Annotated in this window: 21 protein-coding genes, 1 tRNA gene and 1 other RNA gene; 16 read left to right on the forward strand and 7 right to left on the reverse strand. The window is 41.1% G+C overall.

The genetic code is table 11. The features are described 5' to 3' along the window. The 4 genes from tpiA to Q8N22_00150 form a co-directional block, all read left to right on the forward strand. Positions 1-735, forward strand: a 735-nt coding sequence (gene tpiA, locus Q8N22_00135; protein ID MDP3052360.1) for a triose-phosphate isomerase, incomplete at its 5' end; no start/stop codon positions are given. After that, positions 692-1,849: a phosphoglycerate kinase gene (locus tag Q8N22_00140; protein MDP3052361.1), complete on the forward strand. Its 1,158-nt coding sequence runs from the start codon at positions 692-694 to the stop codon at positions 1,847-1,849. The genes tpiA and Q8N22_00140, both read left to right, overlap by 44 nt. Then, a complete protein-coding gene (locus Q8N22_00145) occupies positions 1,849-3,000 on the forward strand; it encodes a DHHA1 domain-containing protein (GenBank protein ID MDP3052362.1) in 1,152 nt (383 codons plus the stop codon). Before Q8N22_00140 ends, Q8N22_00145 begins: the two co-directional genes overlap by 1 nt. A 6-nt stretch (positions 3,001-3,006) precedes the next feature. After that, positions 3,007-3,609: a ribonuclease H family protein gene (locus tag Q8N22_00150; GenBank protein ID MDP3052363.1), complete on the forward strand. Its 603-nt coding sequence runs from the start codon at positions 3,007-3,009 to the stop codon at positions 3,607-3,609. Positions 3,610-3,641: 32 nt separating this feature from the next. Here the strand turns inward: Q8N22_00150 and rnpB are convergent. Further along, an RNA gene (gene rnpB / locus Q8N22_00155) (RNase P RNA component class A) lies at positions 3,642-3,957 on the reverse strand. 33 nt (positions 3,958-3,990) lie between these two features. Here rnpB and Q8N22_00160 point away from each other — a divergent pair. The 3 genes from Q8N22_00160 to Q8N22_00170 are packed head-to-tail and all read left to right on the forward strand — an operon-like array spanning position 3,991 to position 5,841. Further along, positions 3,991-4,200, forward strand: a complete 210-nt coding sequence (locus Q8N22_00160; GenBank protein ID MDP3052364.1) for a hypothetical protein — start codon at positions 3,991-3,993, stop codon at positions 4,198-4,200. Continuing rightward, entirely contained in the window at positions 4,187-5,020 is an 834-nt protein-coding gene (locus Q8N22_00165; GenBank protein ID MDP3052365.1) for an ATP-binding cassette domain-containing protein, read from the forward strand. Before Q8N22_00160 ends, Q8N22_00165 begins: the two co-directional genes overlap by 14 nt. Positions 5,021-5,025: 5 nt before the next feature. Continuing rightward, positions 5,026-5,841, forward strand: a complete 816-nt coding sequence (locus Q8N22_00170; GenBank protein ID MDP3052366.1) for an ABC transporter permease — start codon at positions 5,026-5,028, stop codon at positions 5,839-5,841. Positions 5,842-5,903: 62 nt separating this feature from the next. Here the strand turns inward: Q8N22_00170 and Q8N22_00175 are convergent, their stop codons facing one another. Beyond that, positions 5,904-7,448: a cobalamin-dependent protein gene (locus Q8N22_00175; GenBank protein ID MDP3052367.1), complete on the reverse strand. Its 1,545-nt coding sequence runs from the start codon at positions 7,446-7,448 to the stop codon at positions 5,904-5,906. 195 nt (positions 7,449-7,643) lie between these two features. Between Q8N22_00175 and Q8N22_00180 the strand changes: the two genes are divergently transcribed. Further along, positions 7,644-8,132: an FKBP-type peptidyl-prolyl cis-trans isomerase gene (locus tag Q8N22_00180; protein ID MDP3052368.1), complete on the forward strand. Its 489-nt coding sequence runs from the start codon at positions 7,644-7,646 to the stop codon at positions 8,130-8,132. Between the two features lie 6 nt (positions 8,133-8,138). Here the strand turns inward: Q8N22_00180 and Q8N22_00185 are convergent, their stop codons facing one another. The 4 genes from Q8N22_00185 to Q8N22_00200 all read right to left on the reverse strand — a co-directional run bounded on the left by Q8N22_00185 (position 8,139) and on the right by Q8N22_00200 (position 10,409). Beyond that, positions 8,139-8,402, reverse strand: a complete 264-nt coding sequence (locus Q8N22_00185; GenBank protein MDP3052369.1) for a SemiSWEET family transporter — start codon at positions 8,400-8,402, stop codon at positions 8,139-8,141. 38 nt (positions 8,403-8,440) lie between these two features. After that, positions 8,441-8,511, reverse strand: a tRNA-Gln gene (locus Q8N22_00190). Between the two features lie 58 nt (positions 8,512-8,569). After that, positions 8,570-9,691, reverse strand: a complete 1,122-nt coding sequence (dnaX, locus tag Q8N22_00195; GenBank protein ID MDP3052370.1) for a DNA polymerase III subunit gamma/tau — start codon at positions 9,689-9,691, stop codon at positions 8,570-8,572. A gap of 88 nt (positions 9,692-9,779) precedes the next feature. After that, positions 9,780-10,409 carry a CDP-alcohol phosphatidyltransferase family protein gene (locus Q8N22_00200; protein ID MDP3052371.1) on the reverse strand — a complete coding sequence of 210 codons (630 nt, stop codon included), beginning with the start codon at positions 10,407-10,409 and terminating at the stop codon, positions 9,780-9,782. 191 nt (positions 10,410-10,600) lie between these two features. Between Q8N22_00200 and Q8N22_00205 the strand changes: the two genes are divergently transcribed. Next, entirely contained in the window at positions 10,601-11,908 is a 1,308-nt protein-coding gene (locus tag Q8N22_00205; GenBank protein MDP3052372.1) for a putative glycoside hydrolase, read from the forward strand. Positions 11,909-11,962: 54 nt separating this feature from the next. On the opposite strand, the gene Q8N22_00210 is transcribed toward Q8N22_00205, so the two are convergent. After that, positions 11,963-12,670, reverse strand: a complete 708-nt coding sequence (locus Q8N22_00210) for a thioredoxin family protein (GenBank protein MDP3052373.1) — start codon at positions 12,668-12,670, stop codon at positions 11,963-11,965. 40 nt (positions 12,671-12,710) lie between these two features. Between Q8N22_00210 and Q8N22_00215 the strand changes: the two genes are divergently transcribed. From Q8N22_00215 to ftsW, 7 genes are all read left to right on the forward strand, one after another. Beyond that, positions 12,711-13,430, forward strand: coding sequence for a segregation/condensation protein A (locus tag Q8N22_00215; GenBank protein ID MDP3052374.1), 720 nt, complete (start codon positions 12,711-12,713; stop codon positions 13,428-13,430). Positions 13,431-13,451: 21 nt separating this feature from the next. Further along, positions 13,452-14,009 (forward strand): SMC-Scp complex subunit ScpB, encoded by a 558-nt coding sequence (gene scpB / locus Q8N22_00220; GenBank protein ID MDP3052375.1) that lies wholly within the window; start codon positions 13,452-13,454, stop codon positions 14,007-14,009. Continuing rightward, positions 13,999-15,027, forward strand: a complete 1,029-nt coding sequence (locus Q8N22_00225; protein MDP3052376.1) for a serine hydrolase — start codon at positions 13,999-14,001, stop codon at positions 15,025-15,027. The genes scpB and Q8N22_00225 overlap by 11 nt, the downstream gene beginning before the upstream one ends. Further along, entirely contained in the window at positions 15,017-16,084 is a 1,068-nt protein-coding gene (locus Q8N22_00230; protein ID MDP3052377.1) for a phospho-N-acetylmuramoyl-pentapeptide-transferase, read from the forward strand. The genes Q8N22_00225 and Q8N22_00230 overlap by 11 nt, the downstream gene beginning before the upstream one ends. Before the next feature lie 122 nt (positions 16,085-16,206). After that, entirely contained in the window at positions 16,207-16,533 is a 327-nt protein-coding gene (locus tag Q8N22_00235) for a hypothetical protein (GenBank protein MDP3052378.1), read from the forward strand. A gap of 343 nt (positions 16,534-16,876) precedes the next feature. Continuing rightward, positions 16,877-18,331 carry an amidohydrolase family protein gene (locus Q8N22_00240; GenBank protein ID MDP3052379.1) on the forward strand — a complete coding sequence of 485 codons (1,455 nt, stop codon included), beginning with the start codon at positions 16,877-16,879 and terminating at the stop codon, positions 18,329-18,331. 10 nt (positions 18,332-18,341) lie between these two features. Beyond that, positions 18,342-19,445, forward strand: a complete 1,104-nt coding sequence (gene ftsW / locus Q8N22_00245) for a putative lipid II flippase FtsW (protein MDP3052380.1) — start codon at positions 18,342-18,344, stop codon at positions 19,443-19,445. Positions 19,446-19,495: the final 50 nt, after the last annotated feature.

The raw sequence follows: 19,495 nt of genomic DNA on the forward strand, positions 1-19,495 counted from the left end.
CTTTTAAAGAGAATATGGCTTGGCCAAGATAAAAAATTAGGCAATTTGGATTTGATAATCACGCCGCCTTTTATTTATTTGGAGCCGTTATTATTGAAAGCCAAAAGTTTGAGGTTAAAAGTTAAATTCGGAGCGCAAAATTGTTTTTGGGAAAATCAGGGCGCTTACACCGGCGAAATTTCTCCGCTGATGCTGAAAAATTTGGGAGCGGAATATGCGATTATAGGCCATTCGGAAAGACGAAATTATATGCGGGAAAGCGATGAAATGATTTCAAAAAAAATAAAATCGGTTTTTGAAAACAAATTGACTCCGGTTTTATGCGTGGGCGAGACCATGGAACAAAGAGCGAAGGGGATGCGCAAAAATACAGTTCAAGAACAGCTTAATAAAGATTTAAGGGATATTAAAAATCTGAAAAATCATAATTTAATCATCGCTTACGAGCCGGTTTGGGCAATCGGCACCGGAAATTATTGCCAGCCGGAAGAAGCTCTGGAAATGATAAAATTCATAAAAGAAATTTTTAGCTTGAATTCGGGCCAGCCATCCTGCGAAGAAAATATAAAAGTTTTATACGGCGGTTCGGTGGATTCAAAGAATATCGCTAACTATCTGAAATATCCGGAAATTGACGGCGCTTTAGTCGGCGGCGCGAGCATCAAAATAAACGAATTTAAGAAAATCATTAATGAAGTATCTAAGGCAGTTAAAACTGAGCCAGCTCAAAAATAAAACCTGTCTTTTGCGGGTGGATTTGAATATTGAGTCGCCGGGAAAAGATGCTTTTCGTTTACAGGCGATTTTGCCGACTATAAAATTTTTGATTAAAAACGGAGCAAAAGTGGTGATTTTAAGCCATCGGGGAAGGCCAAAAATAAATCTCAAATCTTCTCCCTGCGGGAGATCTCGCGAAGCGAGACAAATCTCAAGTCTCAAAAATTTTTCCCTTAAGCCGTTTGCGGGAATTCTTTCTCAATTGCTTGGAAAACCGGTTCGTTTTATAGATTTTAGAAATGAATTTAGGGCATCCAAAATCCATAAAATCATCACTATCACGCGTGATAGTATTTTTCTTTTGGAAAATTTGAGATTTTTGCCCGAAGAAGAAAAAAATGACAGTCGCTTTGCTAAATTCTTAGCTTCTTTAGGGGATATTTATATTAACGACGCTTTTGCCGTCAGCCACAGAGAGAACGCCTCAGTGGAAGCCATCACTAAATTTTTGCCAAGTTATGCCGGTTTTCTTTTGGAAAAAGAAATTGAGAATCTTGACGCGGTAATAAAAAAATCCAAAAAGCCGTTAGTGGTAATTCTTGGCGGAGCCAAGGTCTCGGACAAAATCGGTTTAATAAATAATTTTCTAAAAAGTGCCGATTATTTCTTGATCGGTGGAGCGATGGCCAATACTTTTTTCGCGCTTCAGGGTTTGCCTGTGGGCGATTCATTTTACGAAAAAACGCGAATAGATGAAAAAATAACACGGGAAATAACGCGAAAAATTATTTTACCGATAGACACTGTTCTTTATAAAAGAAAAATTTTGGATATCGGCCCGGAGACGGCAAAAAAATATAACGAAATCATCCAAAAAGCCGAAACCATTATCTGGAACGGCCCGATGGGAATGTTTGAGGATAAAAAATTCGCCAAAGGAACGGAAGTGATAGCGGCCGCGGTTTTCAAAAATAAAAAAGCCAAAATCGTTATCGGCGGCGGAGAGACAATCGCTTCACTCAAACTTACAACTAAAAACAGAAATCTCTTTTTATCAACCGGCGGCGGAGCGATGTTGGAATATTTAGCCGGGGAAAAATTACCGGGAATAGAAGCTTTAAAAAACAATTAATGATTGACCTGAATAAAAAAAATATCCCAAAAGCGATCAAACGTTTGAAATTGGCCAAAAAAAGAAATGAAAAAATCGCCCTCTGGGGCGATTATGATGCCGATGGAATTTCCGGCACTTTGATTATCTATGAAGCGCTGAAAGATTTGGGCTTTGAAAATTTTTTGCTTTCACTTTCCGGCCGAAAAGGAATTTATAATCGGGGCAAAGAAGAAATAGAAAGATTCGCCAAAGAGGGGGTATCACTCATTATTTCCGTTGATTTCGGCATTTCAGCTATTGAAGAAATAAAATTTGCCCGCGAAAAAGGAATTGATTTTATCGTGCTTGATCATCACACTCCGCTCAAGGTTTTGCCTAATGGCATTATTATTAATTACTCCAACGGCCGCAGGGCGGCGGCGGGAGTTGTTTTGGAATTTGTTAAAAATTTATATCGGCAAGAAAAAAGACCAAAGAAAGAAATTGAGAAATTTTTTGATTTGGTCGCTGTTGCCACGGTCGCCGATAAAATTATTTTAACCGCCGCCAATAAGAAAATAATTTCTCAAGGCATTGAAAGGATAAATAAGGGCTATCGGCCGGCCCTTTTTGCTTTGGCTAAAAAAATCAGGATAAAAAAATTAACCCCTGACAATTTTGAGCGCTTGATTGTCCGGATTAATTTTCCCAAAGGAATCAATGAAGAAAATAATTTTTTTAGATTGATGAGCAGTAAGGACGAAAAAGAGATTAAAAATTTGGTTAACGAGATAGAAATTGACTATCAAAAAGCTCAAAAAATCATCGGAAAAATTTTAAAAGAAAATTTTGCCGAGTCAACCGCTGATAAAATTCCGGTAAAAGTGTTTTTTGCCGAAAATAAATTCAATTGGCCTCAGCCTGGGATTAACGGTTTGGTCGCTGATGAAGTTTCCCAAAAATTCAAGCTTCCGGTTTTTGTTTTTAATCATTCAGGCGATAAAATAAAAGCTTCGGGTCGGGCTCCTAAAGGTTTGAACTTAGTGAAAGCGCTGAGGACTTGTTCAGCCGATTTATTTTGTAATTTTGGCGGCCATCCCCGGGCCGCCGGCTTTAAAGCCCCGGTGGAAAATCTGGAAAAAATAAAAGAATGCCTGGAAAATTATTATAAATCCGGGAAACATAAATAATTTTTTATGAAAAATAAAAAATATTTTGCTTATTGTGTTCCTTCGACAGCCGTAAACGGTATCGCCGATAATTGGGAAGATTGCAGGGGTAAAGTGTCCGGAAAACCTAATGCCCGATATAAGGGTTTTGAAACTAAAAAAGAAGCCGAGGAATGGCTGATGGCCGGGGCTGATTATTCTTTTAAGGGCGGTCTTGAACCGGGAATTTATTTTGACGCGGGAACCGGAAGAGGAAAAGGCGTTGAAGCAAGTGTCACAGACGAAAAAGGCCAGAATCTTTTAGCAGAAATTTTACCTAAAAAAAATCTTAATAAATTCGGGAAATATGTTATTGCCGGCGGCGCGACCAATAACTACGGAGAGCTTTTGGCTCTTAATCTGGCTTTCAAGATAGCAACTAAGAGGAAAATTAAAAAGATTTTCGGCGACAGCCGACTCGTGATAAATTTTTGGTCAAAAGGTTTTATAAAAAAAGAAAATGTTTCAAAAAAAACGTTTGACCTCACTGATGAAGTTTTCGCTTTACGGCAAAAATTTGAAAAAGGCGGCGGGAAAATCAGGCATATATCCGGAGATAAAAATCCGGCGGACCTGGGTTTTCATAAATAAAAAAATATTCCGCGCCGAATGGCGCGGGGATATTTTGTTGGCAAGCTATAAGCCGGATTCTGTATTTGGTGATAATTTATCTGGGCTTTCAATTACTTGAAAGCTCTAGCAGCACCCTCCGACTTTCGTCAGAGTACGACTTTGCACCCGATAAGGATTTAGCCGTTTCACTCTTCGACTTCATTCAGAGCAAGCCCTGAACTATTTCGAAGATTAACCCCGAAGGGTCTTCTGGTCCTTTCGAACCAGAACGTCACTGCTCGCACCTCTAAGCTTGCGCTCGGCGGCCGTTAGCCGCTATCTTCTACTAGGTGTCCGGACTTTCCTCTATCGCCACTGCTCCGCAGTGGCACGCTGATTTATGCCGATTTAAGCTGATTTATGCGGATACTTTTTTATCAGCATTTATCAGCGGCTCCGACGATAGTCGGAGTATCAGCATTAATCCGCATGTCATTGCGAAGCAATGACGACAGCTATCACCTGGCTTACCAGCAGTTTCAGAATACAAAATTTACCGTAGTTGTCAATAAAATGATTTTGAGAATTGAGATAGGTTATAATTATAGTTTGGGAAATGATAAACAATAAAGAAATCATCCAGGTCAAAAATCTTGTCAGGAATTTTGGAAAAATAAAAGCCGTTGACGGAATTTCTTTCTCAGTGAAGGAAGGGGAGTTTTTTGGGTTTCTCGGCCCTAATGGAGCCGGCAAGACAACCACGATGAGAATTATCTGCACTTTATTGGCGCCGACTTCCGGTCAGGTAAAAATCAACGGCTATGATGTGGTTAAAAATCCGGATGGCGTAAGGCGTTCCATTGGAATGGTTTTCCAGGAAGAAAGTTTGGATGAAAAATTGACGGCTTGGGAAAATTTAAAATTTCACGCTATTTTATATGATATTCCTTCCAGCCAGCAATCTTCCCGAATAATTGAGGTTTTGGAAATGGCTGGATTAGTCGGCCGTAAAGACGATTTGGTAAACACTTTTTCCGGGGGAATGAAAAGGCGGTTGGAAATCGCCCGTGGACTGCTTCATCGGCCGCGAGTTTTATTTTTGGACGAGCCAACTATGGGTTTGGATCCCCAGACCCGCCGGCATATCTGGGATTATATTCAGGATTTAAGAATCAAGGAATCTATCACCGTTTTTCTGACGACTCATTACATGGACGAAGCGGAGTTAGTTGATCGGGTGGGAATAATTGATAACGGCAAAATCATCGCTTTGGACACAGTCGCTAATCTTAAAAAACAGGTTGGCGGCGTTTCAAACCATTTAACCTTAGATGATGTTTTTTTGGCTTTAACCGGTTGGCAGATTCGCGAAGAAGCCGCCAGCGACAAGGACAGAATGGGCCGGGAAAACCGCCAGCGGAAAAGCTTAAATAATAACCATAAAAATTAATCTTTATGAACCTTCCCTATATTTTTAAATCTATCTATGTTCTTTGGTATAGGGAGCTTTTACATTATTGGCGGGACCCGGTGAGAGTAGTGGCTTCAATTATGATGCCTGTTGGTTTTTTAATTTTTGGCAGCGGACTTTCTTCAATCGTCGGCAAATTCGCCAGTGAAGTCGTAGGGCCGCAGGCTAATCTGATTCAATTTCTTTTTCCGGGGGTTTTAGGGCTTTCGATTTTCTTTGTGGCTATTTTTTCCGGGGCGTCGGTTATTTGGGACAGGGAATTCGGATTTCTTAAAGAAATCCTGGTGGCGCCTATCAGCCGAGCAGTGGTGGCCTTGGGTCGGATTGCCGGCGGTGCCACCATAGCGATGATTCAGAGTTCAATTCTTTTAGCCATCGCACCATTTATCGGCCTGCATCTTTCTTTCCTTATTTTTATAAAACTTTGGTTTTTGATGCTTCTGATTTCTTTGGCCCTGACCGCCTTCGGAGTACTCATCGGCAGTTTAGTGCGCACCACGGAAGCCCACCAGATGATAAGCTATTCTTTGATTGCGCCGATGGCTCTTTTAAGCGGCGCTTATTTCCCCCTGAAAAATCTGCCTTTTTGGATGGATTTTCTAGTTCGCTTCAATCCTTTCACTTACGCCGTTGACGCCTTGCGGCAGACGATTTTGAATTTTTCCCAGATTACGGTGGGAGTAAATATTTTCGGCAAACCCATAATTTTTTTGGGAATTTTCGGCGACGTCCTTATCGTTTTTGTTTTCGGGATAATAATGACTGAATTGGCCATCTGGGCTTTTTCCCGGCTGGATTAAATTTTCCTGCAAGTTTTAGAAAAAAATAAAAAGGGCCGATTTTTTAAATCGGCCCTTAATTTTTATTTTGACATTCTGGAGGTCTGAAATTTTTCCAGTTTTTTCAGAAATGCCTGGTGTTCGTAGCGCTTAAGCCATTGCTTGATCAAAAGATGTCCTCCATAACGAAAAATATCGTTGCGCCAACCGCGATACCAGCGCTGCCAGCCCCTTATTAAATAATCAAAAGGGAAAGCCAGCGTTTTTAAAGGAATTCTCACAAAACTTAGCGGGTTATAATGCCACCCCATAAGTTTTAAAGGCAACTCCTGGAGCTCCTTTAAAGTCATATTGTTCGGTTGATAACAAGCATAGCTTCCGTCATATTTGCCCCAAGGGACAACGTCTAACGGGAAAAGCCGTCCTTCCTGTTCCAATCTGATTCGTAAATCCGTTCCTACGAGCGGAACCGGGCGTAGAATTTGAACAGTATCCAGCCGGCATCGGCGAATAAATTTTTTAAACTGCCGGAATCGTTCTCGGGCGCTGATAGTGACGGCAATTCCTTTCAACGGATAACCGAAGATGAACATCCCATGGACGAAAAATCCGTAGCTGTGGAAAATTTTTGTCCATTTGACCATATCCGAAGACAAATATCCTTTTCTCATGGCTATTAATTCTTCGTTGATAGGGGATTCGTATCCGATGCAGACCGTCCTGACACCGGCTTTTTTCATAGCCGTCAGCAGGATACTGTCTGTGGCCGCCTCCAATCTTATCTGGACCGTGAAGTCAAGCCCGAAGCCGTATTTTTGAGATATCTTTTCAAAAAATTCCAAAGCTCCGGCGCGGTCTTCTTCCATTCGGTCGTCCACGATAAAAAATGTTCCCGCTCGTCTGGTTTCCGCCAGCCATTTCACTTCTTCAAAAAGATACTGACTGGTGGCCCAATGAGGCTTTCCGCGAACCGAGCAAAATTCACAGTGTTTGCCGCAACCCCGGATTCGGCCTATCGGATAAATTTTCACTTTGGCGAATCTTAACAGACCAAAATTCGGAAAAGGCAAATCATTCAAATCAGAAACTTCCATTTTTTCCGGAAGATTGGTTTTGATTTGCGCGTCCTGCCAATATGATATTCCCGGAATTTCAGAAAGAGGTAATTTTTGCCAAAGGGCTTGAAGGAGCCGTTGAATTATTTCTTCGCCGTCGCCATGGACTACAACATCAATTCCTTTTCTAAGAGATTCTTCCGGGGAATAATGCGCGTGCCACCCGCCGGCAATCACGGCTACTCCTTCGTTGCGGTAGAAATCGGCTATTTGCCAGGCCCGTTCCATTGTGCTGGAGAGGCCGCAGAACAGGCCAATAACCGCGGCGGGATTTTCTCCCTGGAGAGTTTTGTGGTCAGGCAGGCCCTCATTGTCTCGCGGTCCCTTGTGATAATTATTTTCATCAATGACTTCCGCGCGCCAGCCCCACAATTTATCAGCGACGGTGGCTATTATAATCGGCCCTAAGGCGGTGATTCTTTCGGCGATAGGGGTGAAAATATTTATTTCTCTGAAAGCCGGGATAATCATCCGGAACAGCGGCCATTCCCCATTTCTTTTTATTTCTTTCATTACTGCCTCCTTTTTTATTTTTTAAGGTTCTTTCAATTTATTTCCTAAATAGAGTATAATACGATTTTTTTGAAAATTAAAACCCCAAACTTCAAAATCCCTAGGAATGGGGATTTTGAAGTTTTACGGATAAAAACAGAAAATAATTTTTTATGTTATCATATATTTTCAATTTGGTATAAAATAAAAAGTATTATGGATAAAAATCTAAAAATTTTGCTGATTATCATGGCCATCGTTATTGTGGCAACGGGGATTCTTGCTTTTTCAAAAAGCGCGAGTCAAAATAAAGAAGCAAATATTAATACTATTATTAATAATCAAAATCAAATGAAAAACGAAACTTTGGCAGATGGTTTGCAAATTATTGACGAGGTTGCCGGCACCGGCGCGGAGGCGGCAGCCGGAAATATCGTCAGCGTCAATTATGTCGGCACCTTAACCAACGGCAAAAAATTTGACAGTTCTTATGACAGGAATCAGCCGTTTTCATTCGTTTTGGGAGCAGGGCAGGTGATTAAGGGTTGGGATGAAGGAGTGGCGGGAATGCGCGTTGGCGGCAAAAGAAAACTGGTTATTCCGCCGGATTTGGCTTATGGCGCTCAAAGTATTGGCAATGGCTTGATTCCCGCGAATTCAACTTTGATTTTTGAAGTGGAGCTTTTGGGGATTCAGGCGCAATAATTTTTTTTAATTGTTATATTTAATTTTTAGAAAAAGTTGAGCGATGCCGATGGCAAGCCCAATTCCGTTGGCGAGAATTATTGGCAACGCGGAAAGAAGAAGTCCGTATATCAGCCAAAGACAGCAGTTAATAATATAAATAACAACCATTCCTATTGAGAGGTCGGCGGTTTTTTTGCTTTTATAGGATTTGATTATTTGCGGCAACATCAGAAACGTTCCGACAACCGCCGCGATATAACCGATTAAGTTGGTGAAAATGTGAGGCATAAATATTTTTTTAAATAATATTATTGATTTTCTAAGTGCTGGGAGACAGGGATTCGGACCCCGATACTGGGCTTCAAAGGCCCATGTCCTACCATTAGACGATCTCCCAATATATACAAACACTAACTAAAATACTTAAAAACTTAAAGCATGGTGTCTTCCGGTTTTTAGTGTTTTAGTCCTTCAGTTTTTAAATTCTCTACTATCGCCACTTCTAACGGAATAATCGGAAACTGGCTGTAGCGCATCTGGCCGTAGGCCTTGATTAAAGATTTTAAAAGTTCCAAATGTTTTTCTTTTATTAATTCCGTGTGGCTTTTGAGTTTTTCCAGGGCTTCGGGAGCTAATTCTTCTTGAAAGGCCTTTTCCAAGGTTGGTTCAAATTTTAAAACCAGCGCCTTTCTTAGATATTGAATTAAATCTTTATTAAACTGAACCAAATTATAGCCGTCATCCTCAATCTCCGCCAGTTCCTTGAGAGATTTATCAAGCTGCCCCTTCAGAAGCGTTTCGGCAAAAGCCGCTATTTTGGAGAAAGTGACTTTGCCAACCATTTTTTCCACTTCATCCACGCTTATTTTCTGATAACCGAAAGACAATAACTGGTCCAGGAGTGATTCCGCGTCCCGGAAACTGCCTTCAGCTGAAGCCGCGATTAATTCTAAAGCGCCGGTGGAAATTTCCAGTTTTTCGCTTTCGGCGATTTTTTTCAGTTTTTCCCGGATTACCATCAGGGGGATTTTTTTGAAATGGAATTGCTGGGTTCGGGAAACAATGGTGGCGGGAATTTTTTCAAACTCGGTGGTGGCTAAAATTAGAATCACGTGTTCGGGCGGTTCTTCCAAAGTTTTCAAAAGAGCGTTAAAGGCCTCTTTGGTTAACATATGCGCCTCGTCAATAATAAAAATCTTTTTTTTGAAAGAAGTAGGGGAGAGGCGGACGCTTTCTTTTAGATTTCGGATTTCATCAATGCCGCGGTTGGAGGCGGCGTCAATTTCAATAACATCCATAGCCGAGCCTTGGTCAATTTCCACGCAGGCTGCGCAGGAATTACAGGGTTCGCCTTTTTTGGCGAATTCTTCGTCTTTTTGCCGGGTCAGGCAGTTGGCGACTTTAGTGATTAAACGGGCGGCCGTGGTTTTCCCCGAACCTCGAGGGCCGGAGAAAAGATAGGCGTGGGAAAATTTATTCTGACTGGCGGAGTTTTTCAAAATCCGGCTGATTATTTCCTGGCCGAGTAAATCCTCAAAAGTCCGCGGCCGATATTTGCGATAAATAGCAAGAGCCATAAGGTGATTATACAATAAAATTTATAGAAAACTAATAAAAAACCAGTTGTTTGGGACAACTGGCAAACCCTAAGATTCGATCCGAGAATTACGCTGAATTTTCAGAGGTGGCCTTGAAGGCAAGATGGCCGATTATACTGGCGATTGCTAAAACCACTGACGGCCATAAAATTATTTGAGCCCAGAAAGGTCTTTGTAAAAGCAGGAGTGAAATTCCGATAGTTTGAAGAAAGAATTTCCATTTTCCCCAAAGGTTGGCTCCCAATTTTCTTTTAAATCCTTTTTGCTCTAGCATTGCTTTGCCGATCAAAGTTAAAACAATCAGGGTGAACTCAAATGCAATGATTAGCCAAAAAAGCAGAGGTGAAAGGAAAGAGGGGCCTTGGCTTAGAAATATTCCAAAAAGGGCAACTCCAGCCAATACCTTATCAGCGAATGGATCAAGGATTTTCCCGGCATCAGTTTCTTTTTTTCTTACTCTGGCAATCGGGCCGTCAATTAAATCCAAGAAAGCCCCAAAAATAAAAAACCAAAAAGCAATATCAGGTCTTTTATTCCAGAGAAAAAAAATGATCGGAAAAATACACAAAATCCTGATAAGGGTTAGTTGATCGGCGTTTAGCCATAAAGGCAGTGGCTTCAAAATGTTCTGCAGAAAATTTTCTTTGGCATCGGTTATTCTTTTCAGGGAAGTTTCAGTAGCGGCTATTATATTCATTTATTCCTCCTTGTTATAAATATTTTTTTAAGGTTCTAATCTGTGCTTTTAATAAAGCATACTTTTGAAATTCTGTCAAAAATGCGCTTAGTGAACCCCGTTAGAGAACTATATTCTCTAACGGGGTGAATTATTTTGTTTTAATTGAATCAAGAATAATGGTATATTGTATTTAATTGTTATAAATTATTATGAAATATTTGCTTTTTTTATTGATTTTGGCCGCTGGCGTCACTGTCTTTCTGTCCGCCAGTTGGCGGATTGAAGTTACGGTGGCCCCGACTCTTCCGGCTGCCAGCTTGGACGCGCCCGAGGCCTCTCAAGCCGGAAATCAAAAAACAACTCAAGCAACGCCAAAAATAACCGATATTGAAAATCAGAAACCGCTGGCTGATGCGCCGGAAATCATCAAGGCTATTTATTTTACCGGCTGGTCGGCCGGCAATTCGGCGAAAATAAAATATCTGATTGACTTGAAGAAAACCACGGAAATCAATGCGGTGGTGATTGACCTTAAAGATTATTCCGGTTATGTGGGCTACGATATCCAGGTCCCGGAAGTTGAAAAATATGAAGCCAAAGAAATAAAAATTCCTTTTATTAACCGTCTTGTCAAACAGCTCCACGATGAGGGGATTTATGTCATCGCCAGGATTACCGTTTTCCAGGACCCGCGGCTTGCCAAAGCCCGGCCCGACCTGACGGTTGAAAGCAAAAAAACCGGCGGTTCCTGGCTGGATAATAAAAAATTGGCTTGGATTGACCCGGCGGCCAAAGATGCTTGGGATTATAATATCGCCATTGCCAAAGACGCGGCCAGCCGGGGATTTGATGAACTGAATTTTGACTACATCCGTTTTCCTTCCGATGGCGATTTGGAAGACATGGGATTTCCTTTTTGGCAAAAAACACGGACTGACGCGGACTTAACGCGGACTAACGCAGAAACAAAAAGTGAAGTGATTAGGAATTTTTTCAAATATCTTCGTCAGCAATTGCCCGGCGTTAAAATTTCCGCCGACCTTTTCGGTTTAACGACTATCAACCAAGACGATTTAGGCATCGGGCAAATTATTGAAGATGCTTTTGAATATTTTGATTTTGTTTCGCCGATGGTTTATCCCAGCCATTACGCTTCCGGATTTTTGGGATATAAAAATCCCGCCCTCTATCCTTACGAAGTGATTAAATATTCTTTAGATTCGGCTATCAAGCGTCTTATAGAATACAGCCGGCCGCAAATCGCCGTTTCCGTCTCCAGTTCAACCGCTGTCAGCTCAGTTACCGCGAGCTCAACGAATAACCAGCAGACGTTTGATTATCCGATGAAATCAAAAATACGTCCCTGGCTTCAGGATTTTAATCTAGGAGCCACTTATGACGCGAGTATGATTACAAAACAAATCCAGGCTACCCAAGACAGTTTGGGAGATAACTTTAACGGCTGGATGCTCTGGAATCCATCAAATGTTTATATCAGGGAAGCGCTGGAGCGATAACCAACAAAATAAAAACCCCTCCGACATATGCCGGAGGGGTTTTTATTTTAACTCTTATTTCTGGTCTATAATTTGTTGAATTAAATTTGTCAGGACTTCGGCTTCTTTTTGTTCTCCGAGCTGTTCGCCGGAACCTTCGCGATAATAAACGCCGCCTAAAACAATAGTGGGAATGCCTCCTTTGCTGTATTTGGAAAAAATGTCTTTGTCTTTCATATCGTTTGCGCTTGTTATCATAATGTCGTGGAAGCTGATTTTGTCGCCGAATTTAGCGGCTACCGCCTGAATAATCGGATGCTCCCACAAACAATGAGAGCAGCTGGTTGAACCGAAGAAATAAATTATCGGCTTGCCGTTTTCTTTGATAATTTCCTGGTTGGCCACTTTTATGAAGTCGCCGTCAACGGTTTCTCCGGCGGGAGGATTCGCGCTTGTTTTTGTTTCAGAAGCGGCCGTTCCTAAATTAATTGAGTCCGGGAATAACGTGCTTCCGTCTAAAGTTATGTAAGATTCAAAAATCTGGCTGTTGACATTGAGTTCCAGTTTGTAAAGGCCCTTTTCTTTATCTTCCTTGGCGCTTACCAAACTGGCGGTGCCTTTACCTTGCGAATCGTTGATATAGCTTACGGCCTTTTTGCCCGCTTCGTCGGCTGGTATTTTTTTTGTGGAGTTAAAGCCGGCGTCCTGAAATAAAAGAACAACCGAACCCACTAAAAGGATGATCAAAACGATGGTTAAAATTTTGTAATGAATTAATTTCATATATCTTTTAAAGATTATATTATAGAATAAAAGGTGTCAAATGGCTTACGAACTGAAATTAGAACATTTTTCCGGTCCTATAGAAAAACTGCTGGAATTGATTGAAGAGAAAAAATTGGAGATTACCCAATTAAGTTTGGCTCAGGTGACGGCAGATTTTTTGATTTATTTGACGACCGTGGAAAAAATGGCGCCGGGTATTTTGGCGGATTTTTTAGTGGTGGCTTCACGTCTGCTTTTGATAAAATCCAAAGCCCTTTTGCCGAATTTAGTTTTAGACCAGGAGGAAGAACAAGAAATCAGGGACTTAGAGGAACGGTTAAAGATTTATCAGGAATTCAAAATTGCCAGAGATCATATTAAGAATCTTTGGCAGGATCAACCCGTAATTTTCAGCCGGGAGTTTTTAGCTTCTTCGGGAATTACCTGCCTGCCGGCAGGCAGGTCTTTTTATCCGCCTAGGAAGATAAAGCCGGAAAATCTAGAGACAGCCTTGAATCGCTTACTTCAAGAGCTCCAGAAATTTATTTACGAGACCAAAGATTTCAAATTGGAAGTAATCAATCTGGAAGAAAAAATGCGGGAATTTTTGAAAAGGTTGGAAATCGCCCAAACATTTAATTTCGGGAAATTGATTAATTCCCAGCCCAAAGCCGAAATCATCACTTGTTTTTTGATGATTCTTCATTTAATTAAAGACCACTTAATAAGTGTCCAGCAGGAAAAACATTTTTCCGAAATCACTATTGAAAAAATATAATTTTAAAATTATCATTAAAAAATGGATGAGCAAATAAAAAATAATTTGACCGCGGCTTTGGAAAGTTTATTGTTTATTCACGGCGAGCCGATTGATTTAAAAAAAATAGCCGAGCTTTTGGAAATCAAAAAAGAGGACCTGGAAGAAGTGATTGGCGTTTTTGAAAATAAATTAAAAACTGATAATAGCAGGGGATTGGCATTAAACAGAATAGGCGACCAGGTACAATTAGCGACCAAACCGGATTTTCAGAAATTAGGCGAAAAAATCATCAAGGAAGAAATCAAGGAAAATTTGACTCCGGCCGCTTTGGAAACCCTTTCTATAGTCGCTTATAACGGCCCGATGGCGCGGTCAATGGTTGATTATTTAAGAGGCGTGAACTCCGGTTATATTTTAAGAAATCTTCTGGTCAGGGGATTGGTTGAGCGTCATCCCGATCCCGAGCGGCCTTATGTATTCCTTTATAATGTCAGTTTTGATTTTTTAAAACATCTGGGACTGAGTAAGCAGGAAGATTTGCCGGAATATTCAAAGTATAAGGAAGTATTAAAAAATATCACCGGCAATGCGCAGTAAATTTCAATCTTTATTATTAGTTGTTTTGGTTTTTGTTTCTTTGTCGATTACCAAAGGAACAAAAACCGAGATTTCGGCTGTTAATCAGCCGGTTTCGTTTGCGGAATCGCTGGCGGTCAGCAGTTTGGCTCCCGAAGGGCAAAGCGGCGTAAGCGCCGAAGAAAGCTTTCCTCAGAACTTGCCGAAATTAAATTATGGCAGCAGTCCTGATTTTTTGGGGAATTTGGTTGTTAATATCCCCCGGGGTTTTTTATCCGGGAATTCCGTTTCTTATCAATTGCCGGCCTCAAACGAAACATTGGCAAATAAACGCCAACAGTCGCCGGATGTCATTTTGAAAACCAAAATCGCTTTAGTTTCAGATTTGGACAATGATAACGATTTGATAAGTTATAATAGCGATACTCCCTGGTCTTTAGCTTCTATTACTAAATTAATGACCGCGGTTTTGGCGATTGAAGAAATCGGCAATAAAGAAATTATACCCAGTGAAAACGCCCTTAATATTGAAGGAAATTTGGGAAAATTAGAAGCGGGAAAATTATACAAAGTTGATGACTTGATAAAAATAATGATGTTGACATCCAGCAATCACGCGGCGATAGCCCTCGCGGATTTCTATCTTTTCGGCCAGGCGGAATTCGTGAACTTAATGAATAAAAAAGCGGTTGAACTGGGCATGAATCGGACGGTTTTCCGTGATCCGACCGGCCTCTCGCCGCTTAATCAGTCAACGGCTAATGACATCAGAAAATTAATAAAGTATATTGTTAATAATCACCCGGAAATACTGGCTTGGAGCCGGGATAAAAGTTTTGGTGATTTTCAAAATATTAATCGTTTCGTTGAACGGCTTGATTTTTTAGGCGGCAAGACGGGAACTATTGACGAGTCAAAACAAAATTTAGTTTCTTTGTTTTTGGTTGATAACCGCCGGATTTTAATAATCGTTTTGGGAGCGGATGACCGTTTCGTCCAAACCCAACAACTTTTGGATTATTTGAAAAATGCCCAATAATACTCAAATTATTTTTCAGGTGGTGAGGATGCTGGTTCTTTTGGCCGTGTCTTTCGGAACGGCTTTTTTGTTGGCGCCGCTTTTCATCCGGCTTCTCCATAAATTCGATTTGACCAAAAAAAATATCCGCGATGCGGATGATACTCCGATTTTTTCGCGGCTTCACCAGGGCAAATCCCAGACGCCGACTATGGGAGGGATCATTATTTGGGGAACGGTTATTATTCTGGCAATTTTATTTTTAATTTTGAATAAAATCTGCGACGGCTTTTGGGGATATTTTAATTTTGTGAATCGCGCCCAAACCTATCTGCCTTTGGCGACGATGCTGATTGCCGGCCTTATCGGATTATTTGACGATATTCTGGGAATATTGAAAATCGGCCCCAAGGGCGGGGGATTGCGGATGGGCTTGAAAATTATTCTTTACACTGCGGTGGCCGCTGTCGGCGCCTGGTGGTTTTATTCTCCATCAATACTTAACTGGAACACTTTTTACGTTCCTTTTCTGGGGTATTTTCAAATCGGATGGTGGTATATTCCTATTTTTATATTTGTTATCATTGCGACCGCCTTTTCAACTAATGAAACCGACGGCCTTGACGGTTTGGCCGCCGGCACACTTCTGTTTGCTTTCGGTTCGCTTATTGTGGTTTCTTTTGTTTTAGGCCGTTATGATTTGGCGGCAATGGAAACGGTGATTTTGGGAGCGCTCTTGGCTTTTCTTTGGTTTAATATTTATCCGGCGAAATTTTTTATGGGCGACACCGGCGCCATGTCTTTGGGAGTAACCTTGGGAGTAATTGCTATGCTTACCAATACCGCTGTGTTCCTGCCGTTTTTCGCTTTAATTTTGGTGATTGAATCAATTTCGGTAATCATCCAGACGATAAGCAAAAAATTTTTTCACCGGAAAATTTTTCTTTCCACGCCGATTCATCACCACTTTGAAGCCATCGGCTGGCCGGAAACCCAGGTGACGATGCGTTTTTGGATTATCTCGGCTTTAGCCAGCGCTATCGGCTTGGTTCTCTTTTTCTTGGCAAGGTTTTTATGATTTGACAAACTAAAAAAAGTATGCTAATATAATAGATATTAAGTTGAGATGTTTAACTAAGAGCCAAAAGGGAAACATCTCGCTGGGGATGTTGCTCTTTAAAAAAAGAAAGAGGTGAAAAGATGGAAGGAATAAAAAAACCATGGCAATTGTTGATTAAACCGAGTAATCCTGATTTAATCGAAGAATCGAAAAACAAAGCTTGTCACAAAGCTCTGACTTTACTACTACATTTAGTAGATTTTATAGGGTGCGAAGAGAGCTTTAACCTAAAGGAATTAAAACTAGAAGATCAAGAAAGTAAGGGCAATTGTTTCATCGGTTTCACCGAAAAAGACATAGAATTCCTTTTGGGAAAGGGATTCTTAGATCAAGAAAGCAAGGGTCTATATAAAGTAAATAGCTCGGGGATAAAATATCTCGAGCAAAATGATGCCCTAGGAGAATAGATAGGACAATTATTTACAGCCCGTTCTTCAAGGATAAAACCTTGGAGACGGGCTGTTTTATTTTTAACTCCAATGAAATAATCTCAAAATTTTTCCTAAGCCAGCGTGTTGGAGCGAAGCCAGAAATTACCGAGCGAGGAGGAAGAAATAGGAAAATAGCGCTGTTTGAATCCCGAAGCGAAGCCCCGCTTAGCGGGGCGAAGCGGAGGTTGAGTTCGCCATTTTCCGTCAATTTTTGACGAGGAGCGAGGATAATTTCTCTGAGCGGAAATTTGCTGGCGGGAAAAAGTTTTGAGATTATAAATACCTAATCTGTTTTTATTTCATGTTATAATTATTTCAAATGACAGTTCTTATTAAAAACGCCTTGATTTTTGACGGGTCGGGGAAGTTGCCGTTTAAAAGTGATATTTTTATTAATCACGAGCGAATTAATCGCTTGGGAAATTTTCCGCATCAAAGCGCTGATAAAGTCATTGATGCCAGGGGAGCGATGACCACGCCCGGTTTTATTGACATTAATGCCGATGCAGACCATTACCTGACTTTATTTTCCGACCCCGGCCAAAGTGAACTTTTAAAACATGGAATCACCACTATTATTGGCGGCAACGCTGGTTCTTCTTTGGCGCCTTTAATTGACGGTTCTCTAAGGTCAATCAGAAAATGGGCCGATTCTTCGCAGGTAAATGTAAATTGGCGTTCGGTTTTTGAATTTTTGAAAATTATGAAGCGGCGGAAATTGGGAGTGAATTTCGGAACTTTAATCGGCCATTCCACCATTCGCCGCGCGATTATCGGAGAAGACCTGCGCGATTTGACCGAAAAAGAAATCAAAGTTTTTAAATACGTTTTAGAGGAAGGATTAAAAGAAGGGGCTTTCGGTTTTTCAACCGGACTGAGTTATGTCCATTCTCATAATGTTTCCAAATGGGAGATAGAAGAGTTGGTAAAAATAACCGCTAAATTCAAAGGCGTTTATGCCACTCAGCTTCGCAATTATTCCGAAGGGCTGGCTTGGGCCATCAATGAAACTTTGAATCTCGCGAGAAAAACCGGCGCGAACGTGGAGATAAGCCGTTTTCAGCCGCTCAAAGAATTTGGAAATGATTATCTTGAAATCGCTTCTTTGATAGAAAAAGAAAAAATGCGGGCTCATATCCATTTTGACATTTTTCCCGCCGAAGCGAATTTGATGGACATTTATATGTTTTTGCCGGAGTGGGCCAGAAGCGGAGGTCTGGAGGTGATGCTTCAGAATATCAAAACCCCCAGTATTAGAGAAAGGATTTTGATTTTTTTTGATCAAATCAAATTTGAAGATTTAATTATTGCCAAAGTCCCGTCTTTCTTGAAATTTATTGAAGGAAAATCTTTAACCCAATTCAGCGAAGCCCAAAATCTCGCGCCGACTGAGGCCTTATTAAAACTTATGGAATTGACCCAACTGAAGGCCGAGCTTTGGTATAAAAATATTGATTTTCAAACTCTCTCTCAGCTTTTGATTTCGGAAAACGCCATTATCGCTTCCGGGGGATCGGTGAAATTTTTGAATTTGGTTCAGGAAAAAAATCTGATGCCTTTGGAAAAAGCCGTTATCAAGGCCACTTCTTCGCCGGCGCGCAAATTTAATATCAGAGAGCGGGGATTGCTTGCCGAAGGATATTTTGCCGACATCGTGATTATGCGGGACGGCCAGCCGAGCGATGTTTTGGTCAACGGCTCGGTTGTTTTGGAAAACGGAGAGATTAACGGCAGTCTGGCGCTGGCAGGAAAGGTTTTAAAACATAGTTTTTAATTTTTTGAAAATGAGAGGCAAGACAAGACCAAAAAAAATTGATTATTTTTTTATTTTGCTGGTTTTTTTATTGACGGCTTTCGGCTTGGCGATGCTGGCCAGCGCTTCCTCGGATCTGGGCAATAAAAATTTTCACGACACTTATTCTTACCTGAAGCATCAGGTACTTTACGGCTTACTTCCCGGTCTTTTGGGATTTTTTATTATGGCTAATGTTTATTACCGGCGTTTGGAAAAAATAAGTTTTATTTTATTAATCGTCAGTCTTGGGCTTTTGATTTTAGTTTTCACTTCCATGGGGGTTTTGTCCGGCGGCGCCAGACGCTGGCTTGCTTTGGGGAATTTTAGTTTCCAGCCGTCTGAAATCGTTAAATTCGCTTTTCTTATTTATTTGGCCGCCTGGTTAAGTAAGAATAAAGACCGGACGCAAAAATTTCTCAGCGGTTTTCTGCCTCTTCTTTGTTTATTGGTTTTTATCTGCGGCATTTTATTGGTTCAGCATTCAACCAGCGCGGCTATGATTATCGGCATTTCCGCGGTCGCGGTTTATTTTATCAGCGGCGCCAGATTCAGGTATATTTTAGCCATTATTCTTTTGGGCGTTTCGGTTTTGTTTTTGGTAATTAATTTTACTCCTTATCGTTTTGACCGGATAAAGGCCTTTCTGAACCCGCAAGCCGACCCTTTGGGGAAAAGTTATCAGCAGAATCAGACTCTTCTGGCTATCGGCTCGGGTCAGTTATGGGGTCGTGGCTACGGGCAATCAACGACAAAAATTCATTATTTGCCGGAGCCGATTAGCGATTCTATTTTCGCCGTCATCGCCGAGGAATTGGGTTTTGTCGGCTCGACCGGTTTGATTGTCGCTTTTTTCCTTTTGATTTGGCGAAGTTTCGCGATTGCCGGTAAAAATCCGGATAATTTCGCCAAAATTGTGGTGATAGGTTTTGGTTTAATCGTGGGTTTGCAGGTTTTTATTCATATTGCGGCGCTTACGGGCGTGATCCCTTTAACCGGCGTACCCCTGCCTTTTATAAGTTATGGCGGCACGGCTTTGGCGGTTTCTCTGACAATGGCGGGAGTTGTTGCTAATATCTCAAAATATAGTTATTAACTTTTGGAATTTTGTTTAAAGCCGCCGATAGGTTAAACTAATTATAAGAA

It is taken from the genome of bacterium (assembly GCA_030693325.1).
Classification (GTDB): domain Bacteria; phylum Patescibacteriota; class Minisyncoccia; order UBA6257; family MFKM01; genus MFKM01.